Source organism: Rubellimicrobium roseum (genome assembly GCF_006152145.1).
Taxonomy (GTDB): domain Bacteria; phylum Pseudomonadota; class Alphaproteobacteria; order Rhodobacterales; family Rhodobacteraceae; genus Rubellimicrobium; species Rubellimicrobium roseum.
This window is the reverse complement of record NZ_VDFV01000005.1, coordinates 148,372-164,256: the sequence shown is the minus strand read 5'-3', so window position 1 is coordinate 164,256 and position 15,885 is coordinate 148,372. Positions and strand designations below refer to the sequence as shown.

General features: G+C 72.1%; 14 protein-coding genes. 7 read left to right on the top strand and 7 right to left on the bottom strand.

The window, feature by feature from the left end:
• Positions 1 to 179 precede the first annotated feature (179 nt).
• The 3 genes from efp (at position 180) to FHG71_RS07245 (ending at position 2,865) form a co-directional block, all read left to right on the top strand.
• The gene (efp, locus tag FHG71_RS07255) at positions 180 to 743 is read left to right on the top strand and encodes an elongation factor P (RefSeq protein ID WP_139080959.1); all 564 of its coding nucleotides are present in this window, start codon (positions 180 to 182) and stop codon (positions 741 to 743) included.
• Complete coding sequence (locus FHG71_RS07250; RefSeq protein WP_139080958.1) at positions 736 to 1,575, top strand: inositol monophosphatase family protein; 840 nt, start codon at positions 736 to 738, stop codon at positions 1,573 to 1,575. The genes efp and FHG71_RS07250 overlap by 8 nt, the downstream gene beginning before the upstream one ends.
• Before the next feature lie 114 nt (positions 1,576 to 1,689).
• Positions 1,690 to 2,865, top strand: a complete 1,176-nt coding sequence (locus FHG71_RS07245; RefSeq protein ID WP_139080957.1) for a calcium-binding protein — start codon at positions 1,690 to 1,692, stop codon at positions 2,863 to 2,865.
• Here FHG71_RS07245 and ygfZ read toward each other — a convergent pair.
• The 3 genes from ygfZ to FHG71_RS07230 are packed head-to-tail and all read right to left on the bottom strand — an operon-like array spanning position 2,850 to position 5,771.
• Entirely contained in the window at positions 2,850 to 3,599 is a 750-nt protein-coding gene (gene ygfZ / locus FHG71_RS07240) for a CAF17-like 4Fe-4S cluster assembly/insertion protein YgfZ (RefSeq protein ID WP_139080956.1), read from the bottom strand. The two genes, FHG71_RS07245 and ygfZ, sit on opposite strands and share 16 nt — an antisense overlap.
• 13 nt (positions 3,600 to 3,612) lie before the next feature.
• Complete coding sequence (locus FHG71_RS07235; RefSeq protein ID WP_246045371.1) at positions 3,613 to 5,379, bottom strand: ABC transporter ATP-binding protein; 1,767 nt, start codon at positions 5,377 to 5,379, stop codon at positions 3,613 to 3,615.
• Positions 5,376 to 5,771, bottom strand: a complete 396-nt coding sequence (locus tag FHG71_RS07230) for a protein-tyrosine phosphatase family protein (RefSeq protein ID WP_139080955.1) — start codon at positions 5,769 to 5,771, stop codon at positions 5,376 to 5,378. Before FHG71_RS07230 ends, FHG71_RS07235 begins: the two co-directional genes overlap by 4 nt.
• Before the next feature lie 120 nt (positions 5,772 to 5,891).
• Between FHG71_RS07230 and FHG71_RS07225 the strand changes: the two genes are divergently transcribed.
• Positions 5,892 to 7,070 (top strand): pyridoxal-phosphate-dependent aminotransferase family protein, encoded by a 1,179-nt coding sequence (locus FHG71_RS07225; protein ID WP_139080954.1) that lies wholly within the window; start codon positions 5,892 to 5,894, stop codon positions 7,068 to 7,070.
• Positions 7,071 to 7,077: 7 nt separating this feature from the next.
• On the opposite strand, the gene FHG71_RS07220 is transcribed toward FHG71_RS07225, so the two are convergent.
• From FHG71_RS07220 to FHG71_RS07210, 3 genes are all read right to left on the bottom strand, one after another.
• Complete coding sequence (locus tag FHG71_RS07220; RefSeq protein ID WP_139080953.1) at positions 7,078 to 7,593, bottom strand: DUF305 domain-containing protein; 516 nt, start codon at positions 7,591 to 7,593, stop codon at positions 7,078 to 7,080.
• 33 nt (positions 7,594 to 7,626) lie between these two features.
• On the bottom strand, positions 7,627 to 8,739 hold the full coding sequence (locus tag FHG71_RS07215; RefSeq protein WP_139080952.1) for a pyridoxal phosphate-dependent aminotransferase: 1,113 nt from the start codon (positions 8,737 to 8,739) through the stop codon (positions 7,627 to 7,629).
• 107 nt (positions 8,740 to 8,846) lie between these two features.
• The gene (locus FHG71_RS07210; protein ID WP_425467335.1) at positions 8,847 to 9,935 is read right to left on the bottom strand and encodes a DUF2235 domain-containing protein; all 1,089 of its coding nucleotides are present in this window, start codon (positions 9,933 to 9,935) and stop codon (positions 8,847 to 8,849) included.
• Between the two features lie 164 nt (positions 9,936 to 10,099).
• Here FHG71_RS07210 and FHG71_RS07205 point away from each other — a divergent pair, with 164 nt between their 5' ends.
• From FHG71_RS07205 to FHG71_RS07195, 3 genes are all read left to right on the top strand, one after another.
• Positions 10,100 to 13,156 (top strand): valine--tRNA ligase, encoded by a 3,057-nt coding sequence (locus tag FHG71_RS07205; RefSeq protein WP_246045370.1) that lies wholly within the window; start codon positions 10,100 to 10,102, stop codon positions 13,154 to 13,156.
• 99 nt (positions 13,157 to 13,255) lie between these two features.
• Positions 13,256 to 13,672, top strand: coding sequence for a hypothetical protein (locus tag FHG71_RS07200; protein ID WP_139080950.1), 417 nt, complete (start codon positions 13,256 to 13,258; stop codon positions 13,670 to 13,672).
• A gap of 687 nt (positions 13,673 to 14,359) precedes the next feature.
• The gene (locus FHG71_RS07195; RefSeq protein ID WP_176559318.1) at positions 14,360 to 14,932 is read left to right on the top strand and encodes a hypothetical protein; all 573 of its coding nucleotides are present in this window, start codon (positions 14,360 to 14,362) and stop codon (positions 14,930 to 14,932) included.
• A 47-nt stretch (positions 14,933 to 14,979) separates the two neighbouring features.
• Here FHG71_RS07195 and metF read toward each other — a convergent pair whose 3' ends face one another.
• Positions 14,980 to 15,840: a methylenetetrahydrofolate reductase [NAD(P)H] gene (gene metF / locus FHG71_RS07190; RefSeq protein ID WP_139080948.1), complete on the bottom strand. Its 861-nt coding sequence runs from the start codon at positions 15,838 to 15,840 to the stop codon at positions 14,980 to 14,982.
• Positions 15,841 to 15,885 lie beyond the last annotated feature (45 nt).

Here is a 15,885-nt window from a genome sequence, read left to right as displayed (position 1 = left end):
ACCCATCTGGGTCTGGGGGAGGGGTGCTTTCTCGACATGACTGCCATGCTACTCACGCATGGCTTAAGGGTTCATTGACGCGGGCAGGAGCTTGCCTTGCCACGCGGGCCGCCCGGCGATATGGGACCGCTGGCGCGGCGATCAACCGCGCTCACGCCCATGTCAGCGGAGTTTCGCCCATGCCCCGTATCAACGGCAACGAGATCCGTCCCGGCGCCATCCTCGACCACGACGGCGGGCTCTGGGCGGCGGTGAAGGTCGACCACGTCAAGCCCGGCAAGGGCGGGGCCTTCGCGCAGGTGGAGCTCAAGAACCTGCGCGACGGCCGCAAGCTCAACGAGCGCTTCCGCTCGGCCGACAAGGTCGAGACCGTCGAGCTGGAGAAGAAGGACCAGCAGTTCCTCTACGAGACGGACGGGATGTTGACCTTCATGGACAGCACCACCTTCGAGCAGATCGAGCTTGCGGCCGACCTCCTGGGCGAACGCCGGCCCTTCCTTCAGGACGGCATGACCGTCCGCATCGAATACGTGGGCGAGGAGGCGCTGAACGTGGCCCTTCCCCCCAAGGTCACCTGCACCATCGCCTCGACGGATCCCGTGCAGCGCGGCCAGACCGCCGCCAACAGCTTCAAGCCCGCGATCCTCGACAACGGCCTGCGCATCCTCGTGCCGCCCTTCATCGGCGAGGGCGAGCGCGTCGTCGTCAACACCGAGTCGATGGAGTATTCCGAGCGTGCCTGAACCCATCACCGCCGCCCAGCGCGACCTTCTCCTGCGGGCCGTGCGCGACGCCGCGCGCGACCGCATCATGCCGCGCTTCCGCGCGCTCGACCCTGCCGACATCTCCACCAAGACCGGCCCCGCCGATCTCGTGACGCTGGCCGACACCGAGGCCGAGGCGCAGATCGCCGCCGTCGTCCGCGCCGCCTGGCCCGAGGCGGTGGTCTTGGGCGAGGAATCCGTCAGCGCCGACAAGTCCCTGCGCGCGCAGATGAGCACGGCCGAACTCTGCGTCGTCATCGACCCGGTGGACGGCACATGGAACTTCGCCAAGGGGCTCGCCGTCTTCGGCGTGCTCCTCGCCGTCCTGCGCCGGGGCATCCCCGTCTGGGGCCTGCTCTACGATCCCGTCATGGACGACTGGATCGAGGCGGCGCCGGGCGAGCCCACGCGCTTCGAAACCGCCCGGGGCGTCGTCCGCCCGCTCGCGACCTCGGTCGAGGCGAACGCCGAGAACCTCACCGGCTACATGCCGCTCGGCCTGTTCCCGCGCGACTCGCGCGAACGGATCGTGAAGGTCTTCCCCGACTTCCTGCGCATCACCGGCCTGCGCTGCGCACTGCACGAATACCGCATGGTCGCGCAAGGTAACGCCGAGTTCTGCCTGTCCGGCCCCACGCCGCATCCCTGGGACCACGCCGCCGGCGTCCTCGCGGTCGAGCAGGCGGGCGGGGTCGCCCGCTTCCTTGACGGGCAGCCCTACGACGCGAACCGGATCGACGGGGTGCTCCTCGCCGCGGGTTCGCAGGCCGCCTGGGACGACCTCGCCCGCCGCTTCGCGTTCCTGACCTGACGCGCCCCGATCACGGGTGCATGATTGCGCCTTGATCTGCGACAGTAATGTCGAAGTTGCGACGTGCTACTCTGTCGACGCCCAAGAAATGGGCATTGGCGGAGGAGACAGGACGTGCCCACCTTTCAGATCTACGCAGCCCATGCCAGTGCCATATGGGCATGGGATGAACTGGCCGACTACGACATTGTCAAGCTGAGCCCGACCCGGTGGCGCATGAGATATGACGCGGCCGAGAACGGGCAGCTCGACTCCGGGGTGCAGGCCACCGACATCGTCGTGACCCTGTCGGGCGACCGGATCACGAAGCTCGAGTACCGCGACGACGACGGCCATCGCGCGGCCGAGCTCCGCGGGCTGTCATTCGACGCGTCGCTCTTTCAGCTTATGGTCGAGGAGAACAGCGGCGCTGGCCTTTATCAGCGCCTCGCCCGGCCCGGCCTGACCATGATTGGCGGACGGCAGTCCAACGACCAGTATGAGACCCGCGACAACCTCGTGACCAGCCAGTTCGCCGATACGGTCTCCGCCCAGAGCGGCAACGACACCATCTACGACCTGGGCGGGGCGGACCGCTACGTGGGCGGCACCGGCTGGGACTATCTGAGCTACGAGCCTTGGCTTTGGCGGGACCCGGCCGACGCCAGGGGCATCGTGGCCGACCTGCGGCTCGGGACCGTGCGTGGCCCCGACGGCCGGGTCGACATCGTGTCCGCGATCGAGGCGATCGGGGGTACGTTCCTGGCCGACACCCTGCGGGGCTCCGGTGGCGACCAAGGCTTCTGGGGCGGGGCGGGCCGGGATCGGATCGAAGGCAGGGACGGGTTCGACATGGTCGAGTATCTCGGGCGCACCGGGGCCGGAACCCGCACGACCACCAACCTCGCCCAAGGCTTCGCCATCGACGAGTTCGGGTCGCGCGACCGGCTCGTCGGAATCGAGGGCGCGGTCGGGACCGAAGGGCGCGACACCATGATCGACGATCGGCGCAACAACGATTTCTTCGGGCTGAGCGGGCGCGACCGCTTCGTGCTGTCGGGGGGCGATGACCACGCCTGGGGCGGCGGCGGGGCCGACCGCTTTGTCTTCCGCACCGGCACCTTCGGCGAGGACACCATCTTCGACTTCAACGGCCGCCGGGGCGATCGCATCGAGATCGAGGCCGCGGGCGGCATGGCCGACGTGGAGATCCTGCAGTTCGATAAGGGCACCCACATCCACCTCGACGGCGGCGCAATGGTGGTGCTGGCGGGCTACCTGGGGCCGGTCGAGCCCTATCTGGTGTTCTGACCGTCCACGCGGACCCTCGCCGCGCCCGCCGTCAGCGGACCCTCGGCCCGGTCGAAGCGCAGGTGGGCGATCCCGCGCCCGCCGCTCTGCGTGTAAAGCACCCCGGCCTCGCGCCCGTCCGCCGTCAGGACGGGCGTGCCCACCGGCGCCTCGCCCTCCACCGCGACGCCGGTCAGGCCCTTCCGCAACTCGGTCTTGTGCTTCATCCGGGCCGTGACCTCCTGGCCCACGTAGCAGCCCTTGCGGAAGTCCACGCCGTGGAGCCGCTCGAACCCGGCCTCCAGGATGTAGGTCTCGGGCGTCAGCTCGATCCCGGTCTCGGGAATCACCCCGGCCACCCGGACCGCGTCCCAGTCCGTCCCGTCATCGCCCCCCTCGGCCCCATAGAGCCGCCAGCCCAGGGCCGAATGGCGCGGATCGGGCAGGGCGCCCTCGGGCGCAGGGCCGGTGCCGCGCCGCACCCTCAGGTCCGTGGGCGCCAGCCGCACGTCGGCCCGCAGCCGGTACATGGACAGCCGCTGCAGAAGCCCCCCCGCCAGCCCCTCGGCCACATCGAGCAGGATGCGGTCCCCGTCCGCCTTCAGGAGGAAGTCGGCAAGGTACTTGCCCTGCGGCGTCAACAGCGCCGCATAGACGAGCCCGTCCTTCAGCCCCCGCAGGTTGTTGGTCACGAGCCCCTGCAGGAATTCCTCCCGATCCGCGCCCGTCACCTCGATGACCGCCCGTCCGTCCATGCGCCCGTCTCCCCTACGATCCCACGGAGGCGGACGGCCCGTCCTCCGTCTCCCCGAACTGGAGACGGTGAAGCTCCGCGTAAAGCCCCCCGCGCGCCAGAAGCTCCTCGTGCGTGCCCTCGTCGGCCATCTGGCCCCGGTCGATCACCACGATCTTGTCGGCGTCGCGCACGGTGGACAGACGGTGCGCGATCACCAGGGTCGTGCGCCCGGCCGACAGCCGCTCCAGCGCGTCCTGGACCAGCGCCTCCGACCGGGTGTCGAGCGCCGAGGTCGCCTCGTCCAGAAGCAGCACCGGAGTGTCGCGCAGCAGCGCCCGCGCAATGGCGACCCGCTGCCGCTGACCGCCCGACAGCGCCGAGCCGCGCGGCCCCGCCGGGCTGTCGAGCCCCCGGGCCAGCGAGGGAAGGAAGTCGGCCACGTGCGCGGCGTCCAGGGCGGCGTGCAGCCGCGCCTCGCTCACGCCCTCGCGCCCCAGCAGGATGTTGTCCCGCACCGTCTCGTCGAACAGCAGCGCGTCCTGCGACACCACGCTGAACAGCCTCCGCAGCTCCCTCAGGTCCATGGCCGCGACGTCCACGCCGCCCACCCGCACCTCGCCCCGCTGGGGGTCCACGAGCCGGGTGAGCAGGTTGAACACCGTGCTCTTGCCTGCGCCGGATGCGCCCACCAGCGCCGTGGTCCGCCCGGCCTCGGCGGTGAAGGTCAGTCCCCGCAGCACCGGATGCCCGCCATAGCTCAGATGCACGTCGCGCAGCTCGACCGCGGGCGCGCCCTGAGGCGGCGCCACGGGCCGGGCGGGCGATACGAGCCGCGGCCGGATTTCCAGAACGCCGCGCAGCCGCTCCACGCTGGCCTGCGCCTGGCTCCAGGTCCCCGACAGGTTGGCCAGCCGCCGCAGCGGATCGAAGGCCAGCGACATGGCGGTGAAGAAGGCCATGAACTCGCCCACCGTGCGCTCGCCCGCGACGATCTCGGAGCCGCCCCAGACCAGCACCGCCAGGAAGGCCGCGCCCGACATGATGTCCACGAGCGCGGGCATGGTCGCCCGCGCCGCGGCGCCCCGCACCTCCGCCCGGACCCGCCGCGCGAGAAGGCCGTCGAATCGCCGCGCCTGATAGCCCTCGAGCCCGTTGAGCTTGATGGCGGCGAGCCCGTGGAACACCTCGTCGAGCCGGGTGGCCATGTCCGCCGCCGCCTCGCGCGCCGCCCCCGCGCGCCGTCGCACCGAGCGCTGAAGCAGCACCGAGGGCAGCACCAAAAGCGGAAACCCCACCAGCGCCACCACCGTCCATTCCCAATCCACCGTCAGCGCCACGATCAGCAGCGACAGGAGCGACACCGCGTCCCGCGCCAGCCCCGTCACCAGCGTGGTCCAGACCCCGCCCAGCGCCTGCACGTCGCCCTGCACGCGCTCGATCAGAACGCCGGGCGGATGCGCCTGGTGGAAGTCGGCATCCAGCGCCATCAGGTGCCCCAGGAGATCCCGGCGCAGCACGGCCGAGGCGCGCTCGTTCACGCGCGCCAGGATCACCCGGTGCCCGGCCGCCGTGAAGGCCCGCAGCACGAAGATCCCGGCGATGGCCAGACCCACCGTCCAGATCGCGCCTTCCTCGCGCGCCACGAAGACGCGGTCGAACATGGGCTCGATGAAGCGGGCGAAGAGCCCCAGCGACGCGCCCTCCACCGCCATCAGGACGATGGCCAGCGCCAGCCAGGGCCAATGGGGCCGCAGGTAGCCGCGCCAGAGCCAGCGCCAGTCGCCGCGCGTCCCGCTCACCGTTCGAACCCCGCCTGGGCGGCTTCGGGGTCGTAGCCCGAACGGACCCAATTCTCGATCCCTGACGGCCCCTGTTCGAGCCACCGCGAGCGGTGGTCCAGCACGCGCCCCAGCACGCCCGCCGAGGCGCGGCACATATGCAGGTAGCGCAGCGACAGGTGCCGGCGCGCCTGGGCAACCGCCGCCCCTTCGTGGAGGACACAGAGCGCTCTCGCGAGCCCCGAGCGGTCGGCCCCCGACTTGCAGTGGAGCAGGAAGGGCCGCTCCAGCCTGCGAAAGACCTCAGGAAGTTGCCGCAGCGTTGCAGCGCACGGGGCCGCGTGGGCGTCCCGTCGGACGCCGACCAGCGCCGCGTCCGGCGCGCCGCGCAGCAATCTCTCGATCCGGCCCACGTCGCCCTCGCTTCGTCCCTGTCCGCGCCATCTAGGCCGGGCGGCGCCGCGCCACAAGCGACGCTGGCGCCGCCGCACCGCCCCGGCTAGGTCTGGGCGGTCCGCACCACCGGAGGTTCCATGCTCGCCCAAGGCCGCTCCTACCTCGCCATCCCCGGCCCCTCGGTGGTGCCCGACCGGGTGCTGCGCGCCATGCACCGCGCTTCGCCCGACATTTACGAAGGCGAGATCGTGGACCTCACCGCCACCCTGATCCCGTCCCTGCGCGCCGTCGCGGCGACGCGCCACAAGGCGGCGATCTACATCGGCAACGGCCACGCCGCCTGGGAGGCCTCGCTCGTCAACGTCCTCTCGCGTGGCGACCGGGTCCTCGTGCCCCTTTGCGGCCATTTCGGGCGCGGCTGGGCGGGCGTGGCGCAGGGTCTGGGGCTGGAGGTCGAGACCATCGACTTCGGCCCTTCCGCCCCCTTCGACCCCGCCCGGATCGAGGCGGCCCTGCGCGCCGACCGCGACCGCCGCATCAAGGCGGTCTTGGCCGTCCACGTCGACACTTCGACCTCCGTCCGCAGCGACATCGCCGGGGCGCGCGCCGCGCTCGACGCCGCGGGGCATCCGGCCCTCCTCATGGCCGACTGCGTGGCTTCCCTGGGTTGCGACCGCTTCGAGATGGATGCGTGGGGCGCCGACGTGACGCTCGCCGCCTCGCAGAAGGGCCTGATGTGCCCGCCCGGCCTCGCCTTCCTGTGGTTCAACGACCGAGCGGCGCAGGCGCGCGCCCGAGCCAGCCTCGTCACCCCCTACTGGGACTGGGTGGGCCGCGCCGACCCCGACGCCTTCTGGCGCCACTGGTTCGGCACCGCGCCGGCCCAGGCGCTCTACGGCCTGCGCGAGGCTCTCGACATGATCGAAGAGGAGGGCTTGACCAACGTCTGGGCGCGCCACGCGACGCTCGCCCGCGCTGTCTGGGCCGCCGCCGAGGCCTGGGGGCAGGGCGGTCCCCTCCGCCTCAACGTCCCCGACCCGCAGGCGCGCTCCCACGCCATCACCGCGCTGGGACTGGGGGAGGGGCAGGCCGACGCCCTGCGCCGCTGGACCAAGGCGACCACCGGCGTCACGCTCGGCATCGGCCTGGGGCGCGAGCCCGCCTCGGCCTTCTTCCGCATCGGCCACATGGGTCATGTCAACGCCCATATGGTGCTGGGGGCGCTGGCCTCGCTCGACGCGGGGCTCAAGGCGCTGGCCATCCCCCACGGCGACGGCGCGCTCGACGCCGCCGCCCGGGTCGTGGCCGGGGCCTGAGCCCGGCCTACTCCGTCGCGGCCTCACCCTCGGCCGGCGCCGCTTCGCCTTCGGCCGGGGCCGCCGCGCCGCCCTGGCCCAGCCGCTCCAGCATGGCCTGCATCTCGGCGATCTCGGCCTCCTGCGCGTCGACGATCGCCTGCGCCATGGCGCGGGTCTCCTCATCGTCGCCCTGCTCCAGCACGACGCGGGCCATGTCGATGGCGCTCTGGTGGTGCGGGATCATCATGAGGAGGAAGTCGGCGTCGAGATCGCCCGTGGACTGCATGGGCATGCCGATCATCATGTCGTGCATCGGCGCCATGAGGTCCTGCATCGCCGGGTCGTCCGACATCATCATGCCGTGGCCCATCCCGGCCATGTCATGGCCCTCCATCATCGCCTCGGCGCCCGCCGTTGCGGCGTCCTCGGTGGCCTGCGCGGCCGCGCCGCCGCTCGTCTCGCCCTCGGTCGCCTCCTGGGCCCAGGCCGCCCCGGCTGCGAGCGACAGGGCAAGGATCAGGGACGTGGTGGAACGGATCATCTTGGCCTCCTTCCGGCTGCTGATGCCCCGAACCTAGTCCGACGGCCCCGCCTCCTCCAGCGCTTCGGGCAGGGCGGTGGCGAAGGCGGCCACCGCCGTCTCCGGTCCCGCCGTCACCCGGATGCAGCGGTCCAGCGGCGCCACCCCCGGCATCCGCACGAAGACCCCGCGCGCCAGCAGCCCCTCCAGCACCCTCCGCGCGAAGGCCCCGTCGCGCCCGCAGTCGATCGCCACGAAGTTCGTGCAGGAGGGCAGGGGCCTCAGCCCCGCCGCCCGCGCAGCGCGCCCGATCTCCTCCCGCGCCGCCGCCACCCGCCCCGCGACCTCGCGCGGCCAGTCCCGGTCCCCGATCGCCGCCAGCGCCCCCGCCTGCGCGACCCGCCCCAGGCCAAAGTGGTTGCGCACCCGGTCGAAGGCCGCCACCAGCGGCGCGGGCCCGACCGCATAGCCCACCCGCAGCCCCGCCAGCCCATGCGCCTTGGAGAAGGTGCGGAACCGGATCACCCGCGGGTCGGCAGGATCGATCTCCGGCAGGCTGCCCTCGGGGGCCAACTCGGCATAGGCCTCGTCCAGCACCAGCAGCGCGCCGTCCGGCACCGCCTCGACCATCCGCCGGATCGTTTCCGGCCCATGCATCCCGCCCATCGGGTTGTCCGGGTTCGCGATGTAGACCAGCCGCGCGCCCGCCTCCTGCGCCAGACCCATCAGCGCCTCCGGGTTCGCCGCGTCGTCCCGGTAGGGCACGGTCAGGAGCCGTCCTCCGAATCCCGCCACATGGAAGTTGAAGGTCGGATAGGCGCCGACCGAGGTCGCCACCGCCGTCCCCGGCCCGACGGTCAGCCGCACCAGCAGCCCCAGAAGCCCGTCGATGCCCTCGCCCACGACCACATGCGCCCGATCGCAGCCGTGATGCGCCGCGATGGCCGCGCGCAGGTCATTCACCTCCGGGTCGCCGTACATCCAGGCGTCCCGCGCGGCCCGCGACATGGCCTCGACGGCGCGGGGCGACGGCCCCCATCCGCTCTCGTTGGCCCCCAGCCGCGCGGCGAAGGGCCGCCCGAGCCGCCGCTCCAGCGCCTCCGGGCCGGTGAAGGGAACGGTCGCGGGCAGGGCGGCGGCAAGCGGCGTGAGGCGCGGATCGGTCATGGGGCCCAGAGTGGCGGGACGGCCGCCCCGGAGCAAGGCCCGCCCCGCTCCCTTGCCCGGCCCTACCTATCCCGCGGGGGGACGGGACATCTCCGAGCCCTGCCCCCTCACTCCGCCGGCACGTGCCGCCACCGCCGCTTCCGCATCGGCTCGGCGCTCGCATGGAGGCGCTCGGACGGGTCCCGCCCCACGATCCGCCGCCTGCGGGACAGGAAGATCTTGGCCCAGCCGCACCAGGTTCCGATCGAGGGCGCGCCGGTGTCGCAGGGAAAACGCGCGGACCAGCCCTCGGGCAGCGGCAGGCCCTCCCGCTCCAGCCGCGCCAGCATCCAGACCAGCGGGATGTTGGCCAGCGGGCGGCACTCGGCCCGGCCGCAGACCTGCCCGCCCACGTCGCCGTGGCTGCCGGGGAACCAGACCTGCTCGACGACTCCCGGCCGCTCGGCGGGCGAGGTCCAGAGCACCGGCGCGAAAGCCGCCCGCGTCTCGTGCAGCGCCAGCGCGTGAAAGGCGCGGCGGATATGCGGGCCCACGTCGTGGTTGTGGAAGGCCGTCGCCGCCTCGGCCCAGCGCCACAGGACCGGCAGCCGCACGCCCAGCGCCTTGACGGTGTCCCAGCAGCCCAGCGCCGCGATCTCCACGCGGTCGTGGCAGTGGACCCGCCGGAAGGCCTCCACCGTCCCGCTCCGCGCGCCCAGCCGGTAGTGGCGGAAGGCCGTCCGCACGTTGCGCGCCGTGGCCGCGTCCGCGCGCAGGAGGCCCACCTGATCGATGATCCCGGCAAGGCTCCGGCAGGCATAGGCCCCGCGGGAATAGCCCACCAGGATGATCTCGTCCCCGGGCCGGTAGCGCGAGGCGACCCAGCCATAGGCGCGCGCGATCTGCCGGTTGATGCCCTTGCCCATCATGACGTGCAGCGTGCCGTTCCAGTCGCGCCACTGGACCCCGGCCTCGTAGTACAGCGTCAGGTTCGCCCGCGCGCCCACCTCGCGCAGCAGCTTGTAGGTCAGCCCCGCGTTCGATTCGTGCCCCGGCGCCAGCGAGGACATGGTCCCGTCGAGGATCACCACATGGGTCGCGGGCCCCCGGTGGCGGGCGCGGCGCTCCTTGATCCGGGGGCGGCGGTCGAACAGGCCCAGCAGGCGGTCCACGGCCGCCTCCGTTTCCCGTCCCGCGCTGGCCTCCTTGCGATCCACGGGCGTCCTCCGCCGGGGTGCATGGCTCGATGCTAGCACGCCCCGGTTGCCGAATCGCAACGACTTCGTGCCGGGCCCGAGTTCCCTGTCGCCCGCGCCTTGCGCCCTTTTCCCCGCGCCCGGCTTTCGCTAATCCCCGACCCCGGATGATGGAGGGTGACGCGATGGACAAGAACTTCGGGGCGGCCGAGGCCGAGGCGCGCATCGCGAAGGCGTGGGAGGACTCCGGCGCCTTCAAGGCGGGCGCGAACGCCAGGCCGGGCGGCACGCCGTTTTCCATCGTGATCCCGCCGCCCAACGTGACGGGCTCGCTGCACATGGGCCACGCCTTCAACAACACGCTCCAAGACATCCTGACGCGCTGGCACCGCATGAAGGGCGACGACGTCCTCTGGCAACCCGGCCTCGACCACGCGGGCATCGCCACGCAGATGGTGGTCGAGCGCGAGCTGGCGAAGCAAGGCAATGTCGGCCGCCGCGAGATGGGCCGCGAGAAGTTCCTGGAAAAGGTCTGGGAATGGAAGGCCCAGTCCGGCGGCACGATCATCGGCCAGCTCAGGCGCCTCGGCGCCTCCTGCGACTACTCGCGCGAGGCCTTCACGATGGACCCGCACTTCCAGCGCGCGGTGCTCGGGGTCTTCGTGAAGATGTACGACGAGGGCCTGATCTACCGGGGCAAGCGCCTCGTGAACTGGGACCCGCATTTCGAGACCGCGATCTCCGACCTCGAGGTGGAGAACCGCGAGGTCGCGGGCCACATGTGGCACTTCAAGTACCCGCTCGCGAACGGCGCGACCTACGACTACGTCGAGAAGGACGCCGACGGGAACGTCACCTTCCGCGAGGTCCGCGACTACATCTCCATCGCCACCACGCGCCCCGAGACGATGCTGGGCGACGGTGCCGTCGCGGTCCACCCCTCCGACGCCCGCTACGCCCCCATCGTCGGCCAACTCTGCGAGATCCCGGTCGGGCCCAAAGAGCACCGCCGCCTCATCCCGATCATCGCCGACGAGTATCCCGATCCGACCTTCGGCTCGGGCGCGGTCAAGATCACCGGCGCGCACGACTTCAACGACTACGGGGTTGCCCAGCGCAACGGCATCCCGCTCTACGCGCTGATGGACACCAAGGCCCGGATGCGCTCCGACGGCCTGTCCTACGAGGAATCCGCCACCCTCGCCGGGCAGATCGCGCGGGGCGAGCGCGAGGCGGGCGACGTCTCCCAGATCAACCTCGTCCCCGAGGACATGCGCGGACTCGACCGGCTGGAGGCCCGCCGTCTCGTCGTCTCCCAGATCGAAGCCGAGGGCCTCTCGGTCATGACCGACAGCGCCGAAGGGCCGGTGCCCTTCGTCGAGGCCAAGAAGATCATGCAGCCCTTCGGCGACCGCTCCAACGTGGTCATCGAGCCCATGCTGACCGACCAGTGGTTCGTGGACACCGCCCGGATCGTCGGCCCCGCCCTCGACGCCGTGCGCGACGGACGCACCCGGATCCTCCCCGAGCGCGACGCCAAGGTCTACTTCCACTGGCTGGAGAACATCGAGCCCTGGTGCATCTCGCGCCAGCTCTGGTGGGGCCACCAGATCCCGGTCTGGTATGGGCTCGACCTGCACGCGGGCCAGTTCACCGACGACGAGGGCGACGACGCGCTCGACGAGGTGGAGATCCTGACCCTCCTCACGCAGCGCGACTTCGTGGGCGAGGAGCCCCGCCACCATTGCGCCGTCGATTACGAAGGCGTCCGCGACGCCTTCATGGGCGATCTCGCCGGGCTGCCCGCGCCGCTCAACCACGCCCGCGTGGTCGAGGTGGAGGACCGCCACGCCGCCGCCCAGGCCTTCGCGCAGGGCCTCGCGGACCACAATCTCTCGCAGGACCCGACCCGGCTCGTCTATCCCGTCTGGCGCGACCCCGACGTTCTCGACACCTGGTTCTCCTCCGGCCTCTGGCCGCTCGGCACCCTCGGCTGGCCCGAGGACACGCCCGAACTGCAAAGGTACTTCCCGACCTCCGTCCTCGTGACCGGCTTCGACATCATCTTCTTCTGGGTCGCCCGCATGATGATGATGCAGCTCGCCCTGGTGAACGAGGTGCCCTTCAGGACCGTCTACGTCCACGCCCTCGTCCGGGACGAGAAGGGCAAGAAGATGTCCAAGTCGCTGGGCAACGTCCTCGACCCCCTGGACCTCATCGCCGAATACGGCGCCGACGCCGTGCGCTTCACGCTCGCGGCGATGGCCGCGATGGGCCGCGACCTCAAGCTCTCGACCGCGCGGATCGCGGGCTACCGCAACTTCGGCACCAAGCTCTGGAACGCCCACCGCTTCGCGGAGATGAACGGCGTGTTCCAGGCCCCGCGCGCCGAGGGCATCCCCGCCGCCACCGCCCCCGTGAACCGCTGGATCATCGGGGAAACCGCCCGCATCCGCGAGGAAGTGGACGCCGCGCTCGACTCGTTCCGCTTCGACGGGGCCGCTCAGGCGCTCCACGCCTTCGTCTGGGGCGTGGTCTGCGACTGGTACGTGGAGTTCTCCAAACCGCTCCTGTCCGGCAGCGACGAAGGCCTGAAGCGGGAAACCCAGCAGGTCATGGCCTGGGTCCTCGACCAGTGCCTGATCCTGATGCACCCCTTCATGCCCTTCATCACCGAGGAGCTCTGGGGCACCACCGCGGCCCGCGCGAAGATGCTCGTCCACGCCGACTGGCCGACCTACCGGGCCATCGACCTCGTGGATGCCGGGTCCGAAGCCGAGATGCGCTGGACCATCGCCCTCATCGAGGGCGTCCGCTCCGCCCGCGCGCAGCTCAACGTCCCCGCCGGCCTCACCGTCCCCGTGGTGATGACCGAGGCCGACGTGCCCGCCCGGCAGGCGCTCGCCCGCAACGGCGCGCTGATCTATCGCCTCGCCCGGATCGAGGCGCCCACCGAGGGCGCGGCCCCGCGCGGTTCGATCACGGTCGCCACGCCCGGCGCGACCTTCGCGCTGCCGCTGGAGGGCCTGATCGACATCCAGGCCGAGATCGCGCGCATGACCAAGGGCGCCGACAAGGCCGCCAAGGAGGCCGCCGCGCTGCGGGGCCGCCTGTCGAACCCGCGCTTCGTGCAGTCGGCGGCCGAGGAGGTGGTCGAGGAGGCGCGCGAGAACCTCGCCGCCCGCGAGGCCGAGGAGGCCCAGCTCCGCGCCGCGCTGGCCCGGCTCTCGGAGCTGGCCTGACCTGCCCGGGGGCCTGCGCCGGCCCCCGTTGGCATCCTCCCGTGGCCCGCTAGCTGCCCCGGGGCAGGCCGCGCCCTGCGGCCGTCACGGGAGGAGACCATGAGACAGTTCATCGTCGCGGCGCTCGCCGCCGCGCTTCCGGCCCAGGCCCAGGAGGCCGGGACCGATGCCACGACCGCCTACGCCACCCTGACCTGCGCCGAGTTCTCGGGCCTCGACGAGGCCGCGCAGATGCAGGCCATGCTCGACATGCGCGCCGTGATGAACGGCGAGCCCCTGCCCATGGCCGAAGGCGAGACCGCCGACGCCCCGACCGACGCGCCGACCGCCGCGGCCGCCAACGACCTCGACGGCGCCGCCGCGACCGCCGAGGCCGCGTCGGACCCCGCCGCCGACGCCGCCGCCCAGCCTGTCGCCACCGATCCCAAGCTGTCCGCGCTCCGCAGCTCCTGCGCCAACGCGAGCACGACGCTCGCCATGGACGCCATGCGCGCGGCCCACGCGGACTACGAGTAGGCCCCACGCTCCCAGGGGTGTTGCGCGGACCGGGGGAGGACCGTTCGGTGCTGTAACGACCCCTTAACCTTTGCCGCCCATCCTGCCTGCGACGAGATCAGGAGCGGCACCCTCGCCGGCCCTTGGCCCGCCCCGGGGACCACCCGGACCGGGGGCAGGGCGGCGGGGGCGTGGGAAGGCCGCTCCCCTCCGGGCCGCCGCGGGAGGGCGGGCGGCCCGCGACGGCTCGCCGCCAGCCCCTCCTGGTCCGGGACCGGCGTCCCCGGGCGAGACGCTCTTTGGGGGGCGGGACGAGGGGCAGCACCTCCGGGGGGGGATCCCGGTGCTCCCGTCCGGCCAGGCGCCGCGCCCCACTGGCACAGCGTTCCCCTGAACGCCCCGGCCAGCCGCCGCGCGTCGTGGACGCGCCCCCCGCGCCGTGGGCCTGGCAACCCTGGCGCGGCCACCGGGCACGACCGTCGCGCGACTGTTCGCGGGGTGACGGCCCGGACCCCGGAGACCCCCTCCCGGCACGTGGTCTCTGGGCAAAGGATCAATCCGGGCAGGCTCCTGATGAGGCTCCTGCTGTTCTGAATTTCAGCTTCAATCGGCGGCATCGTGCCGATTTATGCGACGATGAGAGAACAAATCTTCCGCTGGGGTGTTCGTCCCGCAGCCGCCCTTCGCGGCAGTCTCGGGAGGACCAAGATGAAGATTCTGATCGGAACGTTCCTGGCCACCACTGCGCTCGCGCTCCCCGCCTTCGCGCAGGACGCCAGCACCGACATGACGACGATGACCTGTGCCGACTTCACCGCCATGGACAGCGCGGGGCAGCAAAGCGCCATCGACTCGATGATGGCCTCGGGCGGCATGACCGGCGGCGCGGCCACCGGCACCGACACGGCCGCGGCCGGCGCCACCACCGACACGGCGACCGCGGGCACCGACACGGCGACCGCTGACGCCGGGGCCGCCGCCGGCTCCGACACCGCCGCGACCGGCACCGACACGGCTGCGGCCGGCACCGACACGGCCACCGCGGATGCGGGCGCCGCCGCCGGCACCGACACGGGCGCCGTCACCGACACCGAGATGACCTCGGCCGACACCTCGGCCGGGGCGGCAGGCTCCACCGACATGATGACCCAGATCGCGGCGGCCTGCTCCAGCGATCCCAGCATGATGGTGATGGACGCCATGATGCAGGCCCAGGGCGGCATGGGCGCCACCGGCACCACCGACCCGGCGGCCACCGGCACCGAAAGCAGCGGCGGCTGACCAGCCGCCTTGGCGAAGGCGCGTCCGCGCGCCTTCGCCCCCCTCCGTCAGGCCACTGCCTGCAGCCGCGCCTTGGGCGCGATCCCCAGCGCCAGGCACACGTCCCGCGTCAGGCCCGGCTTGTTCAGCGTGTAGAAGTGCAGGTGCTCCGCGCCGCCCTGGATCAGCCGGTCGCAGAGCGAGGTCGCCACAGCCACCGCCAGCAGCTCCGTCGTCCCGTCCCGCTCCGCGTTCTCGAAGGCATGGGCCGTGGTCTCGGGGATATGCGTCCCGCAGCGCCCCGCCAGCCGCTTCACCCCCGCCCAGCTTTCTACCGGCAGGATGCCCGGCAGGATCGGCGCCGTGATCCCGGCCTTGGCGCAGGCGTCACGGAAGCGGAAGAACGTCTCGGGCTGGAAGAAGAACTGCGTGATGGCCGATGTGGCGCCCGCGTCGATCTTGCGCTTCAGGAACTCGATGTCGGCCCTGGCGTCCGCCGCCTCCGGGTGCTTCTCCGGGTAGGCGCCCACGCGGATGGTGAACTTGCCCGTGCGCGCCAGCGCCTCGACCAGCTCCACCGACGAGGCGAACCCCTGCGGATGCGCCGAGAACCTCTCCGCTCCCTTGGGCGGATCGCCCCGCAGCGCCACGATCTCGGTCACGCCCACGGCGGCATAGGCGTCCGCGATGGCCAGCGTCTCTTCGCGGCTCGCGTCCACGCAGGTCAGATGCGCCGCGACCGTCAGACCGTAGTGCTTGTGGATCGTCCCCACAGCCTCGTGCGTCAGCTCCCGCGTGGTCCCGCCCGCGCCGTAGGTGACGGACACGAACTCCGGCCCCATCGGCCCCAGCACGTTGCAGCAGTCCCAGAGGCGGAACGACCCTTCCAGGGACTTGGGCGGGAAGAATTCGAAGCTGACGGTCGGCATGGCGGCTCCCTGCGCTGTTGACGCTTGTTGTAGGCGGCGGGCGGT

Coding starts and splice junctions, on each gene's coding strand:
- efp (WP_139080959.1), top strand. CDS start 180: ATGCCCCGTATCAACGGCAACGAGATCCGTCCCGGCGCCATCCTCGAC.
- ygfZ (WP_139080956.1), bottom strand. CDS start 3,599: ATGGACGGACGGGCGGTCATCGAGGTGACGGGCGCGGATCGGGAGGAA.
- FHG71_RS07225 (WP_139080954.1), top strand. CDS start 5,892: ATGCTCGCCCAAGGCCGCTCCTACCTCGCCATCCCCGGCCCCTCGGTG.
- FHG71_RS07220 (WP_139080953.1), bottom strand. CDS start 7,593: ATGATCCGTTCCACCACGTCCCTGATCCTTGCCCTGTCGCTCGCAGCC.
- FHG71_RS07215 (WP_139080952.1), bottom strand. CDS start 8,739: ATGACCGATCCGCGCCTCACGCCGCTTGCCGCCGCCCTGCCCGCGACC.
- FHG71_RS07205 (WP_246045370.1), top strand. CDS start 10,100: ATGGACAAGAACTTCGGGGCGGCCGAGGCCGAGGCGCGCATCGCGAAG.
- FHG71_RS07200 (WP_139080950.1), top strand. CDS start 13,256: ATGAGACAGTTCATCGTCGCGGCGCTCGCCGCCGCGCTTCCGGCCCAG.
- FHG71_RS07195 (WP_176559318.1), top strand. CDS start 14,360: ATGAAGATTCTGATCGGAACGTTCCTGGCCACCACTGCGCTCGCGCTC.
- metF (WP_139080948.1), bottom strand. CDS start 15,840: ATGCCGACCGTCAGCTTCGAATTCTTCCCGCCCAAGTCCCTGGAAGGG.